At 66.0% G+C, this 14,784-nt stretch carries 12 protein-coding genes; 4 read left to right on the top strand and 8 right to left on the bottom strand.

Annotated elements, in window-relative coordinates:
• Positions 1 to 99 precede the first annotated feature (99 nt).
• Positions 100 to 1,521, top strand: coding sequence for a GABA permease (gabP, locus tag FBY21_RS23555; protein ID WP_142014069.1), 1,422 nt, complete (start codon positions 100 to 102; stop codon positions 1,519 to 1,521).
• A 397-nt stretch (positions 1,522 to 1,918) separates the two neighbouring features.
• Here the strand turns inward: gabP and FBY21_RS23565 are convergent, their stop codons facing one another.
• The 4 genes from FBY21_RS23565 to FBY21_RS23580 all read right to left on the bottom strand — a co-directional run bounded on the left by FBY21_RS23565 (position 1,919) and on the right by FBY21_RS23580 (position 4,521).
• Positions 1,919 to 2,689, bottom strand: a complete 771-nt coding sequence (locus FBY21_RS23565; protein WP_142014072.1) for a hypothetical protein — start codon at positions 2,687 to 2,689, stop codon at positions 1,919 to 1,921.
• 136 nt (positions 2,690 to 2,825) lie between these two features.
• Positions 2,826 to 3,083 (bottom strand): helix-hairpin-helix domain-containing protein, encoded by a 258-nt coding sequence (locus tag FBY21_RS23570; RefSeq protein WP_142014075.1) that lies wholly within the window; start codon positions 3,081 to 3,083, stop codon positions 2,826 to 2,828.
• A gap of 9 nt (positions 3,084 to 3,092) precedes the next feature.
• Entirely contained in the window at positions 3,093 to 3,548 is a 456-nt protein-coding gene (locus tag FBY21_RS23575; protein WP_142014078.1) for an RDD family protein, read from the bottom strand.
• A gap of 187 nt (positions 3,549 to 3,735) precedes the next feature.
• Positions 3,736 to 4,521, bottom strand: a complete 786-nt coding sequence (locus FBY21_RS23580) for a hypothetical protein (RefSeq protein WP_142014081.1) — start codon at positions 4,519 to 4,521, stop codon at positions 3,736 to 3,738.
• Positions 4,522 to 4,683: 162 nt separating this feature from the next.
• Between FBY21_RS23580 and FBY21_RS23585 the strand changes: the two genes are divergently transcribed.
• Together FBY21_RS23585 and FBY21_RS23590 are read left to right on the top strand one after the other, a co-directional pair.
• Positions 4,684 to 5,400 (top strand): helix-turn-helix transcriptional regulator, encoded by a 717-nt coding sequence (locus tag FBY21_RS23585; RefSeq protein ID WP_069563186.1) that lies wholly within the window; start codon positions 4,684 to 4,686, stop codon positions 5,398 to 5,400.
• Between the two features lie 34 nt (positions 5,401 to 5,434).
• Positions 5,435 to 5,734, top strand: coding sequence for an antibiotic biosynthesis monooxygenase family protein (locus tag FBY21_RS23590; protein WP_044412937.1), 300 nt, complete (start codon positions 5,435 to 5,437; stop codon positions 5,732 to 5,734).
• Here the strand turns inward: FBY21_RS23590 and FBY21_RS23595 are convergent.
• The gene (locus FBY21_RS23595; protein ID WP_142014084.1) at positions 5,721 to 6,566 is read right to left on the bottom strand and encodes an arylamine N-acetyltransferase family protein; all 846 of its coding nucleotides are present in this window, start codon (positions 6,564 to 6,566) and stop codon (positions 5,721 to 5,723) included. The two genes, FBY21_RS23590 and FBY21_RS23595, sit on opposite strands and share 14 nt — an antisense overlap.
• Positions 6,567 to 6,957: 391 nt before the next feature.
• Here FBY21_RS23595 and FBY21_RS23600 point away from each other — a divergent pair, with 391 nt between their 5' ends.
• Positions 6,958 to 8,415: a sodium:solute symporter family protein gene (locus tag FBY21_RS23600; RefSeq protein WP_044412932.1), complete on the top strand. Its 1,458-nt coding sequence runs from the start codon at positions 6,958 to 6,960 to the stop codon at positions 8,413 to 8,415.
• 246 nt (positions 8,416 to 8,661) lie between these two features.
• Here FBY21_RS23600 and FBY21_RS23605 read toward each other — a convergent pair whose 3' ends face one another.
• The 3 genes from FBY21_RS23605 to FBY21_RS23615 all read right to left on the bottom strand — a co-directional run bounded on the left by FBY21_RS23605 (position 8,662) and on the right by FBY21_RS23615 (position 14,781).
• Positions 8,662 to 9,477 carry an outer membrane protein OmpK gene (locus FBY21_RS23605; RefSeq protein WP_142014087.1) on the bottom strand — a complete coding sequence of 272 codons (816 nt, stop codon included), beginning with the start codon at positions 9,475 to 9,477 and terminating at the stop codon, positions 8,662 to 8,664.
• Between the two features lie 721 nt (positions 9,478 to 10,198).
• The gene (locus FBY21_RS23610) at positions 10,199 to 11,650 is read right to left on the bottom strand and encodes an AdeC/AdeK/OprM family multidrug efflux complex outer membrane factor (RefSeq protein ID WP_142014090.1); all 1,452 of its coding nucleotides are present in this window, start codon (positions 11,648 to 11,650) and stop codon (positions 10,199 to 10,201) included.
• A complete protein-coding gene (locus tag FBY21_RS23615; RefSeq protein ID WP_044412925.1) occupies positions 11,647 to 14,781 on the bottom strand; it encodes an efflux RND transporter permease subunit in 3,135 nt (1,044 codons plus the stop codon). The genes FBY21_RS23610 and FBY21_RS23615 overlap by 4 nt, the downstream gene beginning before the upstream one ends.
• Positions 14,782 to 14,784: the final 3 nt, after the last annotated feature.

The following is a 14,784-nucleotide window of genomic DNA, read 5'->3' on the forward strand; positions in this document are numbered from 1 at the left end:
CCCGCTGTTGAACCGCACCACGTGCGCTCGACTCGAACCGACTGTCATCGCCCTTCCAGATGGCAGCGCCACCAAGAACAATCAGAGAAGGAATCGCCCATGCCCTCTTCACCGCTCCTCGCCTCGCAACTGCCCCGCGACACCTCCGCGGCCCTCGCGCCCGGTCTCAAGCAACGCCACGTGACCATGCTCTCCATCGCCGGGGTGATCGGCGCCGGCCTGTTCGTCGGCTCCGGCCACGCCATCGCCGCCGCCGGCCCCGCCGTGCTCCTGGCCTACCTGTTCGCCGGCACCCTGGTGGTGCTGGTGATGCGCATGCTCGGGGAGATGGCCGTCGCCTCGCCCGACACCGGCTCCTTCTCCACCTACGCCGACCGCGCCATCGGGCGCTGGGCCGGCTTCACCATCGGCTGGCTCTACTGGTGGTTCTGGGTGCTGGTCATCCCGCTGGAGGCCATCGCCGCGGCGGCCATCCTCAACGCCTGGTTCCCCGCCATCGACACCTGGATGTTCGCCTTGCTGGTGACCCTGGCGCTGACCGTCACCAACCTGTTCAGCGTGGCGCGCTACGGCGAGTTCGAGTTCTGGTTCGCCCTGCTCAAGGTGCTGGCGATCATCGCCTTCATCGTGCTGGGCGCCGTGGCCCTCGCCGGTGGCCTGCCGGAACGCGAGGTGAGTGGCTTGGGACAGCTGATGGCGACCCACGGCGGCTTCCTGCCCAACGGCTATGGCGCCGTGGTCGGGGCCCTGCTCACCACCATGTTCAGTTTCATGGGTACCGAGATCGTCACCATCGCCGCCGCCGAGTCACAGAACCCGGCTCGGCAGATCACCCGCGCCACCCGCTCGGTGATCTGGCGCATCGGCCTGTTCTACCTGGTGTCGATCTTCCTCGTCGTCTCCATCGTGCCGTGGAACGACCCGCAGCTCGCCGAAGTGGGCTCCTACCAGCGCGCCCTGGAGCTGCTGGCCATCCCCCACGCCAAGCTGATCGTCGACCTCGTCGTGCTGGTGGCCGTCGCCAGCTGCCTCAACTCGGCGATCTACACCGCCTCGCGCATGGTCTTCTCCCTGGCACGCCGGGGCGACGCGCCCGAGCGCCTGCAGCGCACCAACGCCAGCCAGGTGCCCCGTGCCGCCGTCCTGGCCAGCACCACTGTGGGCTTCCTCACCACGGTGCTGAACTACTTCGCGCCGGAGAAGGTGTTCGCCTTCCTCCTCGCCTCCTCGGGGGCGGTGGCGCTGCTGGTCTACCTGGTCATCGCCGTGTCCCAGCTGCGCATGCGCCGCCAGTTGCAGCAGGCCGGGGACTCCCCGGAGTTCCGCATGTGGCTGTACCCCTGGCTGACCTGGGCGGTGATCCTGTTCATCAGCGCTGCCCTCATCACCATGCTGGCCATGCCCGCCCACCGGCAGGAAGTGCTGGCCACGGCCCTGCTCAGCGTCCTCATCGTCTGCCTCGGGCTGCTCAATGCCCGGCGCAAGCGGCGCATCGAGGCCGGCATCCCCGCCAGCGCCTGACGGTCCGTCAGGCGTGCAACCCAAAAGCCCCGGCATGGCCGGGGCTTTTGCATTCAAAGGGGCGTTTCAGCGCTCTCCGGATCGGGTCTCCGCCATGTCCCCGCCGCCTGCCCAGTCCCTGGGCAACGTGCCGTTCTCCACACAGTGGTGGAAGGACGACCACGGCCAGTCCACCACCCGTGCCACATGACCATGCTTGCGCGGGTTGTGGTGGATGCAGGTTGTCAGATGCCGCGCTCCCGGCGTTGTTGGCGACTTGCTAGGGCAAGTCCGGCAGAAGTGCGTGGGAAAAATTACGCGAACTATGCAGCCGCATAATTTGTGTTTCCGAATAGAAAGTTTGAGTCAAGAGAAAGGCCAGTCGAGATACTGGCCTTTTATCGTCGCCTTAGTGCTTTCAAAGACCTTTCAATAGTGTGAACTCAATAAATGCGGTATCTGCCTTGTTCACGATAAACCTCGCTTCCTTGAAGGCGTATTCGGTACCAGGGCGATAATCGAGTGTTACGTCTTGGCTAAGAGTTGGCTTTGAAAATCCACCCTGAGTGAATTCGCGGTATACGAATCGAATCTGTCCGGAAGACAAGCCAGAATAAATCAGCACTTGTCTTGGGGTTTGGTGCTGGCCGTTATCAATATCTTCTTCGTAGTCCTCAAGGTTGAGTTTGACGGGCGTTTTGAGTGGGGCGGTATAGAAGGTGTTCTCATTGGACGGAAGCCAACGCCAATAAATTCTGGTGGCGATATTAGGTGTTTCATTGGGGGCAATTAGTCCGCCATATGCCTCTTTTCGAGCCAGACTGAAGAACGTACTCGGGTATTTGTAAAAGTGCCCTGCACTAGAGCTTCCTTCCTTGGCGAGTCTTGCAGGCGCGAGCCGGAAGTCGAAGGTCTTCCATTTATGCGTGACATGGGCAGAGGCATCTGAAGCCATGGTCGCGGTCTGGTGAGCGACCTTAGATGGCGTAATCGAGTATTCGCCAGCAGTCAGCATCTCCTCACCGACCGCAGCCTTGAGTTTAGTGGGTGATGTGAGGAGCTTCCCAGGAACCAACGTCCCTGTATAAGGCTCGGTTATCGATTCGTTCTTGATATCGCTGGCACAGCCTGACAGCAGAGCAGCAATAGCTACTGACGTCATGTATGCCTTGGGTAGTAGTGGGCGCACCGTTCTTTCCTTTGCTCTCCCCGAGAGAGGAGAGAACATACTGCGAACTGATGTCTAAGGGCTATTTTCTAAGCCGCAACGTGGCGGGGCGGTTCGCGGAACTCATTGCATTCGAAAGGGCCGGGCAGACCTCTCGTCAATCCGCTGGGGATTGGGTGCGGGCGAAGTCGATGATGGCCTGGATGGCGGCGCGGGCCTGGGGGCTGTTGTGCCAGCAGGTGGAGCCCATCATGCGGGCGATCTGCAGGGTCAGGTCGGCGGCTTCGCAGCGGGCCAGTTGCGCCAGGTCGCAGAAGCCGATCTGTTCCAGGCGGTTGACCACGGTGGGGCCGACGCCCTTGAGGGCTACCAGCTGGGCGCGGGTCTCGGGGGTGAAGCCTTGGGATTCGCTCATGGTCGGGCCTCAGCTTTCTGGTTGCTGTGTGGGCGCGTCTTCCATCTCGGCGATGCGCTTGCGTACGGCAGGGATGTCGCTGACCGGGACGACGAAGGTGAAGGCCCACATATCGCCCAGGCGCTGTGCATGGCTGGAGCACAGGACGGCGATGGCGGCAGGGATGGCGCCGATGACGAAGGGGTTGACCTCCACCAGGCGGAAAACGCTGCGAATCAGGACCTGGTTCAGGCTGGGCGGCTCGCCATTGGGGGCGATGACGCGGATGCGGCAGATCCACTTGCCGGGGGTGAAACCGCGCAGCAGCCACTCGCACAGCGGGAAGTACAGGACCATCGGTACGAGGAACATGAGCAGGTTCTGTGTCCACGTGATTAGCACGATGGACAAGGCGTAGATCGCTGCGCCGTCGAGGCCAGTAGCGATGGCACGCAGGATGAGCATGTGGATGCGGGAAACGTCCATGTTGGGTACCACGGTTGGAACTGAAGGTGCGCCAGTTTAAACGAGCCCCCTCGTTTCGACTGTGATCCGACCGAAAAGACGGCGTTGCGCTGCCCACAATTTCTGTGGGGCAAGCTGTGGATAACATTGGGGCGGATCGCTGCGGCCCCGGCCGCCCGTGGGGTTCAGGCGGCTGGTGGTTTTTCCGTCAGGCGCTGTATTCGCGGCACCAGGTCTCGCCGTATTCCGCGAGCAGGGCCTGGACCAGGCCGTTGGCCTTTGCGGCGTCGGCGAAGCGGAACAGCACCCAGACCAGGCTGCGCACCTGTTCGTCGCGGGTCTTGTAGTGGGGGATGTCCTGCAGGGCGTCGGTGGCCTGCCTGAACCAGGCGAACAGCAGGCGCTGGTCGGCGTCGTCGGCCCCGAGCAGGAAGATGAACAGCACGCCAATGAAGGCGAGGCTGAAATCCAGGTTGTCGCGGTCGAAGGCCAGCCGGGCGAACGGCACCGCCTGCAGCACGCGGGTGATTTCGCTGTGCAGCCAGGCGTCCTCGCCGAATTCGGCCTTGAGCTTGGTGGCCTTGGCCAGCATGCCGGGCTGGTGGGCGAAGCGGCCCACCTGGGCGAGCAGGGCCAGGCGGCGGGCGTGGGCCTCCAGGGTCATCTCGCCGCCGAACAGCAGGACCATCTCCCAGCGTTTGAGGCGGCAGCGCGGGTAGCCGTGTTCGGCCAGCACGCGGGCCGCGTCGGTCGCTGCGGCGGTGAGCAGGTCGAGGTGGCGCTGGCTCTCGGCGGGCGGTGTGCCGCCGTTCAACAGCAGGTGGTAGTAGAAGGCTTGCAAGGTGGCGTCATCGAGCTCCTTCGGCGGCTTCTTCACCAGCGGGGTGATGCTCGGGTGGTGGCTGCAGTAGTAGGCGTTGGAGCTGTTGGCGGCGGCGAAGTCGGCTTCGCCGGAGGCGATGAACTGCTGGATGATTTCCGTCTTGCTGGACATGGGCATTCCCCGGTTGGCGGCGCCTCGCAGCATAGAGGGCCAGGCGGGACATTTCTGCGGGGGCGGTGGCGTTCCCGGCAGGTGGTGGCCCGGCGGCGCTGGTTTTTCAACGGATGCTGTGCGCAAATGCCCGCCGGTTTCCCTTTCACGACGACCCCTGTCATGCGCAAGGCCGATCGCCTGTTCCAGGTGGTGAACCTGATCCGTGCCCACCAGCCCATCAGCGCCCGACGCCTGGCGGAGCGCCTGGGCGTGTCGGTGCGGACCATCTACCGCTACGTGGACGACCTGTCCCTGAGCGGCATCCCGATTTACGGCGAGGCCGGTGTGGGCTATGCGCTGGACGAGCACTTCGAGTTGCCGCCGCTGGCGCTCAATGCCGATGAGCTGGACGCGTTGCTGCTGGGCGTCGAGCTGCTGTCGCGCACGGTGGGCGCGGAGATGGCCGGGGCAGCGCGCTCGTTGCTGAGCAAGATCCAGGCGGCGGTGCCGGCCCACGGGCTGGACCCGCAAGCGGCGCCGGTGCGGGCCTTCGTCAGCCCGTTCACCCAGGAGCAGATGCGCCATTGGGATGCGCTGCGCCGGGCGATCCGCGACCGTGCGGCGCTGCGCATCGAGTACCTGAGCCTGGACGAGCGCGCCTCCCAGCGGGTGATCCAGCCGGTGGGGTTGTTCTACTGGGTGGGCAAGTGGACGGTGGCGGCCTGGTGCGACCTGCGTGGGGAATACCGCGACTTCCGCGTGGACCGCATCCAGGCACTGGCGCGCCTGCCCGCTGCCGCGCCCGCTGGCGAGGCGCCGAGCCTGGAGGCCTACATGCGCCAGCGCTGCGCGCCGGAGCCGGCCACTGACAGCACGCTGTCAGCAGGGGGCCTCTAGGCTGCGTCGTCCCACCCAGCGGAAGGCGATCAACATGCAAGAGTCATCGGTTCTGGAACTGGTGCTGTTCACCACCAAGCCCGGTCGCGAGGCGCGGGTGGCGGAGCTGCGCGAACAGGTGCGCGAGGCACTGCGGGATTTCGAGGGCTTCATCGGCCTGCGCGGCCTGGCCGCTGTCGAGGGCGCGCCGGTCTACGCCGACCTGGTGGAGTGGACTTCCCACGAGCAGGCCCTGGCTGCCGCGCGGGCCTTCAGCGAGCGGGACCTGCGCTTCCAGCCCTACCTGCGGGAGATCCAGGAAGTGATCTTCATGGGGCACTTCAGCCCGGCGTAGCCGCCAGCAGGGCTGCCAGGCGCTGGCGCAGGGCGGCCAGTTCGTCGTCACGCAGCGCCAGGCAGAATTCGTGCTGCAGCACCTCCAGCACCGCGTCCGGGTCGGTGAGGGTGCGTTGGTGTGCCTGGCCATCGGGCGTGCGGCGGGTGAACAGGCCGTTGCGCAGGGTCAGGCGCTGCCCGGGCTCGGTGCGGGCGGCCACCAGCATCTGGCAGAACAGGCTGTCCGGGTGGGTGGAGGTGTACCAGTTGCGCGGGGTGTAATCGATCCAGGGCTGGGGCTGCAGGTCGAAGTGGTAGACCGGCAGCCAGGCCTCGCCGATGCGGGTCTCCAGGTGGAAGTCGCCCTGCGTTTCGCTCGGCGGCAGCAGCCGGAAGGGCAGGTCGCCCAGGCCCTCGCGGCCTTCCAGGGGCAGGGCGCGGGTAGGGTTGGCGGAGCCGAAGCCGACATCGGCGAGGTAGGCGCCGTCGGCCAGGTCGATGCGCAGCATCAGGTGCGAGGTGAGGGTCAGCGGCGCCTCGGCGGGCAGCCCCCAGCGCACCCGTGCCACCAGTGGGGTGACGCGGAAACCCAGGCTCATTAGCAGCCGGCCGAACAGGCCGTTGAGTTCGAAGCAGTAGCCACCCCGGCCGCGTTCCACCACCTTGGCGAAGACCCGCTCGGCGTCGATGTGGATGGGCCGTGCCAGCAGCACGTCGAGGTTCTCGAAGGCCACCCGCGCCAGGTGCGCGGCGATCAGGGCATCCAGGGCCTCCCGATCCAGGCGTTGCGGTGCGGGGAGGCCGAGGTGGGCGAGGTAGGCGCGGGTCTGGTCGGGGGTGAGCGGGTGCATGCCGGGCTCCATGGGCGTGACCCGAGGATGCTAGCAGAGCGCCGTGAAGCTGCCGCTTGTTCTGGTTATGAAACGGGGCTGTGAAATATACGCAACGTTGCCCGCCAAATTGTCTGACAAACTCCTGATTTATCAATTGCTTGTGTCGCGCCTACGACTATCGTTTGTCGCTTTTTGCGATCACCGGGCGCGTATCTGTTTGACATATTTGACGGGTTTGGCAGACTGCTCGCCCGTTGCGGCAGGTGGCCACGACCCCGGCAAGGCCTGCGCCTTCAGGGGGAGCACTCGCCGGTCGTGACGCGCCACGAAAACAAAAATTCTGTCAGTCCCGGCGGCCTAGCGGGCCCAGCCCACGCCGGATGACGGGCGAGCCACTGGTATTCATCCCATGCTGATCTGGTTTGTTGCGGTCTACCTGCTGATCACCGTCGGTGTCGGCTTCTACGCATCCACTCGCGTCAAGAACTCCAAGGATTTCGCCGCCGGCGGCAGGAGCATGTCCTTCCCCCTGGTCGCGGCGATGGTGTTCGCCACCTGGTTCGGTTCCGAGGCCCTGCTGGGCATCCCCGCCACCTTCATCGAGGAAGGCTTCGCCGGCATCATCGAGGACCCGTTCGGTTCCTTCGGCTGCCTGATGCTAGTGGGCCTGATCTTCGCGCGTCCGCTGTACCGCATGAACCTGCTGACCATCGGCGACTTCTTCCGCAAGCGCTACGGCCCGCACGTCGAGATCTTCACCAGCCTGGTGATCATCGGCTCCTACCTGGGCTGGGTGGCGGCGCAGCTGACCGCCCTGGGCGTGGTATTCAACGTGCTCTCCGACGGTTCCATCAGCACCACCCAGGGCATGCTGATCGGCACCGGCATCGTGCTGCTCTACACCCTGTTCGGCGGCATGTGGTCGGTGGCGCTGACCGACTTCATGCAGATGATCATCATCGTGGTCGGCCTGGTGTACCTGACCTGGCTGATCGGCGGCATGGCCGGCGGTGCTGATGTGGTCATCAGCCACGCCGCAGCCGAGGGCAAGTTCACCTTCATCCATGGCTTCGAGCCACGGGACATCGTGGCCTTCATCGCGGCGGCGGTGACGCTGATGCTGGGCTCCATCCCGCAGCAGGACGTGTATGCCCGCGTCATGTCGGCCAAAACCGAGAACATCGCTGCCCGCGCCTCCATGGCCGGTGCGGTGTTCTACCTGTCGTTCTGCATGCTGCCGATCTTCCTCACCTACGCGGCCTCGCTGATCGATCCGGCGATGGTGCAGAAGTGGCTGGCCGAGGATTCGCAGATGATCCTGCCGCACCTGATCATGGAGCGGACCCCGCTGTTCGCTCAGGTGATGTTCTTCGGCGCGCTGCTGTCGGCGATCATGTCCACCGCTTCCGGCACCCTGCTGGCGCCGTCGGTGACCTTCACCGAGAACATCCTGAAGAACTTCGTGCCTGCCATGAGCGACCGTCAGTTCCTGCTGGCCATGCGCGTGAGCGTGGTGCTGATGACCATCGCCACCTCGGTGTTCGCGCTGAACTCCAACGCCAGCATCTACGAGATGGTCGGCAACGCCTACAAGGTCACCCTGGTGGCCGCCGTGGTGCCGCTGTTCGCCGGGCTGTTCTGGAAGCGTGCGACCACCCAGGGCGCGCTGTTCGCCATTGCCTTCGGCCTGCTGAGCTGGGTGTCCCTGGAGCTGACCTACCAGGAAACCGACTTCTGGCCGCCGCAACTGGCCGGCCTGCTGATGAGCCTGCTGGGCATGGTGATCGGCTCGCTGATCCCGCAGTTCAGCCGTGACCGTGGCCAGAGTGTGCAGGGCATCACCGCCTCTGCATCGGCCCGCGCCTGACCCCGGGCGCCCTCCCCGGACAGGGGAGGGCGCTTTGCCTGCCCGCCCGCGTTACCCCTTCCTCTTCGTACTGACTGACTCCGCGTGCCAGGCGGCGGCCCTGTGCTGCCCGATGTGCAGCCGTGCCGAATCCGTGCCCTGGACGGGCCGACGGGTGTGTGGGGGGAATGTGGTGGGGGAGGTGAAGAGCGCAGAGGGGGGGCCGGGACCCGAGGCGCGCCGGCAGGACGCCGGCGCGCGGATGGATCAGAAGTGCACCTTGACCAGCAGGCTGGCGGTGTTCTGGTCGGTGCCGCCGAGGATTTTGTCGCCCAGGAAGCTGTTGTCGTCGATGCCGTACTTGTTGCTCCAGTAGTCGTACTCGACACCCACGTAGAGCTGCTTGGCGCCCAGGTCCAGAGCCTTGCCCAGGTCGTACTTGATCTGCGGGTTGAAGTGCAGGTTGGCGTGCAGGTCGTTGGGGCGGTTGGTGGTGGCGTCCTTGTTGTTCCAGACCCAGTCCATGAAGCCGTCGATGAGGATATCGGACTTGCCCACCGGCACGGTGTAGGACCACACCGGGGTGACCTGCCACTGGCCGGACGGGTTCTTGGTGATGCCGTCGGGCTTGCGGTAGTAGAAGTTCAGCTGGAAGTAGTCGAAGCCGGGCAGGGCCAGGTCGAAGCCCGGGCCGAGCAGGTAGTTCTGGTTGCGGTTCTCGCCACGCTCATAGGTGGCGGCAAGCAGCACGTCGGTCACCGGGCCGAAGGCGATCTTCTGGTCGAACAGCTTGCCGAAGGACAGGCGCGGGGAAATCTCGCCGTAGTAGGTGTTGTTGCCGGCGTTGGCGTCGGCCTTGCCGTTGTAGTTGATCTGGTCGACGAAGAGGAACAGGTCGCCCCAGGTCCAGCCGCTGGCGTGCTCGAAGGTGAAGGTCTGCTGGATCTCGGGGTTGACCTTGAAGTCTTGCCCGTAGAGGTAGGTGACGCTGTTGTTCTGCCACAGCAGGGGACCGTCGGCCAGGGCTTGGCCAGCGGTCAGCAGGCCGCCGGCGAGCGCGAGAGCGGAGAGGGTACGGTTCATTCGGGATGGGCTCCTGGTGCTGGTTTTATTGGCTTCCCTCTGTGTGGAAGCTGTCTGATTGGTCAGGCTTGCCTGCCAGAGCAAGAAAGGAGCCAGTTTTTCGCGACGCCTTCCCCGGGCGCGGGATTATCGGGATAGGCCCCGATGTTTCAAGGGGTTATCGGTGTTTCGAGGTCAAATTCCGACTTGTGGAGGGGCGGGGGCTGCACGGTTATGGGCGGCCGGAGCTGACCGATCGAACAGGCCTGCATCAGTTTGGGGCGACCCTCCGACGACCTCCGTCACCCCGCAGGGTGGGCTTCAGCCCACGCGGGCAGAGGCATCGCAGTGGATCGTGCTCCACCGATCCACCAAGCCCTGGCACCCAGACCTTGGGGATAACCCCCTGGCTCGATGCTCACCGGATGGCGCCGAGGCACCCGTAGGATGGGCTGAGCTGTGCGAAGCCCATCATGGTGGGCCGGGCCTGGATTGATGCGGTTCGCCGAGCTCACCGCATCCTACGGACTCCACCGATCCACCAATGGAGTCCGGCATGGCACCGCTGGTGGATGGAAGAACCGCCATCAGGGCCGTTTCCACCACGCCACCGACGTGACCCGCCGTGGCGCTTCCGGTGAACGGGAAACGTGGCTTCCGTGCGCGCATAAAAAAGCCCCCGCCATGGGGCGGGGGCATCGCGCAGCAAGGGTGGCCGCTTCCGTCGGCCGATACACGCGAATCAGGATTTCGGTGCCGCCGGGGTGGTGCTGGCGGTGCGCTCGTTCCAGCCGCCGCCGAGGGCCTTGTACAGGTTGACCTCGCTGGTGAGCTGTTTGAGGCGGGCGCTGATTAGCTGCTGGCGGGCGCTGAACAGCTGGCGCTGGGCGTCGAGCAGGGTCAGGTAGCTGTCCACGCCGGTGCGGTAGCGGCGTTCGGCCAGGCCGTAGTACTCCTCGGAGGTGCGCACCAGATTGCGCTGGGCGTCCAGTTCCTGTTCGTAGGTGGTGCGGGCGGCGAGGCCGTCGGCGACTTCCTGGAACGCGGTCTGGATGGCCTTCTCGTACTGCGCCACCTGGATGTTCTTCTGCACCTCGGCGTAGTCGAGGCTGGCCTTCAGCCGGCCGGCGTTGAAGATCGGCAGGCTGATCTGCGGCTGGAACAGCCAGCTGCCGGAGCCGGCGTCGAACAGCCCGGACAGCTCGGCGCTGCGGCTGCCGGCGTTGGCGGTGAGGGTGATGCGCGGGAAGAACGCTGCCCGTGCCGCGCCGATGCTGGCATTGGCGGCCTTCAGCTGGTGCTCGGCCTGGAGCAGGTCGGGGCGCCGCTGGAGAATCTCCGAGGGCAGGCCGGCGGGCACTTCGGCCAACTGGTCGTCGCTCAGCACTTCGCCCTGGGGCAGGTCGTTGGGCAGCGGGCCGCCCACCAGCAGGGTGAGGGCGTTGCGGTCCTGGGCCACCTGGCGGGTGTACTGCGCCAGGGTCACCTGGGCGCTTTCCACGGCGGTGCGGGCCTGGCTGAGGGACAGCGCGTCGGCCACGCCCACGTCGAAGCTGCGCTGGGTGAGGGCGTAGCTTTCCTGGTAGGTCTTCAGGGTGTCGCGGGTCAGCCGCAACTGGGCCTGGTCGGCCTGCAGGGTGAGGTAGGCGTTGGCGACGCTGGCCAGCAGGCTGATCTGCGCGCTGCGCTGGGCTTCCTCGGTGGCCAGGTACTGTTCGAGCGTCTGCTCGGTCAGGCTGCGCACGCGGCCGAAGAAGTCCAGCTCCCAGGCGCTGACGCCCAGGGTGGCGGCGTAGGAGCCACTGGTGGTGGCGCGACCGCTGCCGGAGAGGTCCGCCGGCATGCGCTGGCGGGTGCCACTGCCATCGGCGCTGACGCTGGGGAACAGGTCGGCACGCTGGATGCTGTACTGGGCGCGGTAGGCCTCGACGTTGAGGGCTGCCACGCGCAGGTCGCGGTTGTTGGCCAGGGCGCTTTCCAGCAGGCGTTGCAGGGCCGGGTCCTGGAAGAACTCGCGCCAGCCGAGATCGGCGGCGGCCACCCGGGACTGGGCGCCGCTGTCGCTGGCGGTATAGGCCTCGCCCTGGGGCCAGGCGGCATCCACCGGGGCCTCGGGGCGCTGGTAGTCGGGGATCAGGGAGCAGCCGCCGAGCAGGACGCCGGCGACCGCGAGGGACAGCAGGGACGGCCTCATTCGGCGGCCTCCTTGGTCAGTTCGTCTTTGCTGCGCTTGTCCTTGAACAGCGAGCAGACCAGTACATAGAAGAGCGGCACCCAGAAGATCGCCAGGATGGTCGCGGTGAGCATGCCGCCGATCACGCCGGTACCGATGGCGTGCTGGCTGCCCGAACCGGCGCCGCTGGAGATGGCCATGGGCACCACGCCGAGGATGAACGCCAGCGAGGTCATGATGATCGGGCGCAGGCGCATGCGGCAGGCTTCCACGGCGGCGTCGAACAGGCTCTTGCCCTGTTCGTGCAGCTCCTTGGCGAACTCCACGATGAGGATGGCGTTCTTCGCCGAGAGGCCGATGGTGGTGAGCAGGCCGACCTGGAAGAACACGTCGTTGGACAGGCCGCGCAGGCTGGTGAACAGCAGCGCACCGATCACCCCGAGCGGGACCACCAGCATCACCGAGAACGGGATCGACCAGCTCTCGTAGAGCGCCGCCAGGCAGAGGAACACCACCAGCAGCGAGAGGGCGTACAGCGCCGGGGCCTGGGAGCCGGACAGGCGCTCCTCGTAGGAGAGGCCGGTCCAGGAGTAGCCGACGCCCGCCGGCAGTTGCTTGGCAATGCGCTCGACCGCGGCCATGGCTTCACCGGAGCTGTGGCCCGGGGACGCCTCGCCGAGGATCTCCACCGCCGACACGCCGTTGTAGCGGGCCAGCTTGGGCGCACCGTAGGTCCACTCGCCGCTGGCGAAGGCGCTGAACGGCACCATCTGGCCCTGGTCGTTGCGCACGTACCACTTGTTCAGGTCCTCGGGGTTCATCCGCGCGTCGGCTTCGCCCTGCAGGTAGACCTTCTTCACCCGGCCACGGTCGATGAAGTCGTTGACGTAGCTGGCACCCCAGGCGATGGACACGGTGTTGTTGATGTCGGAGAGGGAGACGCCGTGGGCACGGGCCTTCTCGTCGTCGATCAGCAACTGGTATTGCGGCTCGTCGCGCAGGCCGTTGGCCCGCACGCGGGTGAGCACCGGGTCCTTCGAGGCGAGGGCGAGGAACTGGTCGCGGGCGGCGTTGAGGGTTTCATGGCCGACGCCGGCACGGTCCTGGAGGAAGAAGTTGAAGCCGGTGGCGTTGCCCAGCTCCATCACCGCCGGCGGGGCGAAGGCGAACACCATGGCGTCGCGGAAGCTGAAGAAGTGCATCTGCGCGCGGTTGGCCAGGGCGAACACGCTGTGCTCGGCGCCGGGGCGCTCGTTCCACGGCTTGAGCATGATGAAGGCCATGCCCGAACTCTGGCCGCGACCGGCGAAGTTGAAGCCGGTGACGGTGAACACCGATTTGACTGTGTCCTTCTCCTGGGTCAGCAGGTACTCGCGCATCTGGTCGACCACCACCTGGGTGCGCTCGGCGCTGGCGCCGGACGGGGTCTGCACCTGGGCGAAGAGCACGCCCTGGTCTTCCTCGGGGAGGAAGGCGGTGGGGATGCGGGTGAACAGCCAGGCCATGACGCCGAGGATCACCACGTACATCAGCAGGTACGGCAGCTTGCGGGTGAGGATGCTGCGCACGCCGCGCTCGTAGCCGCGCACGCTGCGGTCGAAGGTGCGGTTGAACCAGCCGAAGAAGCCGCGCTTCTCGTGGTGGCCGCCGTGCACCGGCTTGAGCAGGGTGGCGCACAGCGCCGGGGTGAACACCAGGGCCACCAGCACCGACAGGGCCATGGCCGAGACGATGGTGATGGAGAACTGCCGGTAGATCACGCCGGTGGAGCCGCCGAAGAAGGCCATCGGCAGGAACACCGCCGAGAGCACCAGGGCGATACCCACCAGGGCGCCCTGGATCTGGCCCATGGACTTGCGGGTGGCTTCCAGCGGCGAGAGGCCTTCCTCGGCCATCACCCGCTCGACGTTCTCCACCACGACGATGGCGTCGTCCACCAGCAGGCCGATGGCCAGGACCATGGCGAACATGGTCAGGGTGTTGATGGTGAAGCCGAACGCGGCGAGCACGCCGAAGGTGCCCAGCAACACCACCGGCACCGCGAGGGTGGGGATGATGGTGGCGCGGAAGTTCTGCAGGAACAGGAACATCACCAGGAACACCAGTACGATGGCTTCGCCCAGGGTGTGGATCACGCCCTCGATGGAGGCGCTGACCACCGGGGTGGTGTCGTAGGGGAACACCACCTTCATGCCCGGCGGGAAGAACGGCTCCAGCTCGGAGATGGTCTGGCGGATGGCCTTGGCGGTGTCCAGCGCGTTGGCGCCGGTGGCCAGCTTGATGGCCATGCCGGAGGCGGGGTTGCCGTTGAACTGGGCGCTGATGCTGTAGTTCTCGCCGCCCAGCTCCACGGTGGCGACGTCACGCAGGCGCACCTGGGAGCCGTCGCGGTTGACCTTGAGGAGGATCTCGCGGAACTGCTCGGGGGTCTGCAGGCGGGTCTTGCCGACGATGGTGGCGTTGAGCTGCTGGCCGGGGGAGGCGGGCAGGCCGCCGAGCTGGCCGGAGGAGATCTGCACGTTCTGCGCCTGGATGGCGGTCTTCACGTCCACCGGGGTCAGCTGATAGTTGTTCAGCTTGGCCGGGTCGAGCCAGATGCGCATGGCGTACTGGGCTCCGAACACCTGGAAGTCGCCCACGCCCTTGGTCCGCGAGATCGGGTCCTGCATGTTGGAGACGATGTAGTTGGCCAGGTCGTTCTTGTCCATGGAGCCGTCTTCGGAGACGACGCCGATCACCAGCAGGAAGTTCTTCACCGCCTTGGTGACACGGATGCCCTGTTGCTGGACCTCCTGGGGCAGCAGCGGGGTGGCCAGCTGCAGCTTGTTCTGCACCTGCACCTGGGCGATGTCGGGGTTGGTGCCCTGCTCGAAGGTGGCGGTGATGGTCATGCTGCCGTCGGAGTTGCTCTCCGAGGCGATGTAGCGCAGGCCGTCGATGCCGTTGAGCTGCTGCTCGATGACCTGCACCACGGTGTCCTGCACCGTCTGCGCCGAGGCGCCGGGGTAGCTGACCTGGATCGCCACGGCGGGCGCGGCGATGCTCGGGTACTGGTTGATCGGCAGCTTGAGGATGGACAGGCCGCCGGCCAGCATGATCACCAGCGCGATCACCCAGGCGAAGATCGGCCGGTCGATGAAGAATTTCGACATGGA

It is taken from the genome of Pseudomonas sp. SLBN-26 (genome assembly GCF_006715895.1).
GTDB classification, from domain to species: domain Bacteria; phylum Pseudomonadota; class Gammaproteobacteria; order Pseudomonadales; family Pseudomonadaceae; genus Metapseudomonas; species Metapseudomonas otitidis.

Coding starts and splice junctions, on each gene's coding strand:
- gabP (WP_142014069.1), top strand. CDS start 100: ATGCCCTCTTCACCGCTCCTCGCCTCGCAACTGCCCCGCGACACCTCC.
- FBY21_RS23570 (WP_142014075.1), bottom strand. CDS start 3,083: ATGAGCGAATCCCAAGGCTTCACCCCCGAGACCCGCGCCCAGCTGGTA.
- FBY21_RS23575 (WP_142014078.1), bottom strand. CDS start 3,548: ATGGACGTTTCCCGCATCCACATGCTCATCCTGCGTGCCATCGCTACT.
- FBY21_RS23580 (WP_142014081.1), bottom strand. CDS start 4,521: ATGTCCAGCAAGACGGAAATCATCCAGCAGTTCATCGCCTCCGGCGAA.
- FBY21_RS23585 (WP_069563186.1), top strand. CDS start 4,684: ATGCGCAAGGCCGATCGCCTGTTCCAGGTGGTGAACCTGATCCGTGCC.
- FBY21_RS23590 (WP_044412937.1), top strand. CDS start 5,435: ATGCAAGAGTCATCGGTTCTGGAACTGGTGCTGTTCACCACCAAGCCC.
- FBY21_RS23595 (WP_142014084.1), bottom strand. CDS start 6,566: ATGCACCCGCTCACCCCCGACCAGACCCGCGCCTACCTCGCCCACCTC.
- FBY21_RS23600 (WP_044412932.1), top strand. CDS start 6,958: ATGCTGATCTGGTTTGTTGCGGTCTACCTGCTGATCACCGTCGGTGTC.
- FBY21_RS23605 (WP_142014087.1), bottom strand. CDS start 9,477: ATGAACCGTACCCTCTCCGCTCTCGCGCTCGCCGGCGGCCTGCTGACC.
- FBY21_RS23610 (WP_142014090.1), bottom strand. CDS start 11,650: ATGAGGCCGTCCCTGCTGTCCCTCGCGGTCGCCGGCGTCCTGCTCGGC.
- FBY21_RS23615 (WP_044412925.1), bottom strand. CDS start 14,781: ATGTCGAAATTCTTCATCGACCGGCCGATCTTCGCCTGGGTGATCGCG.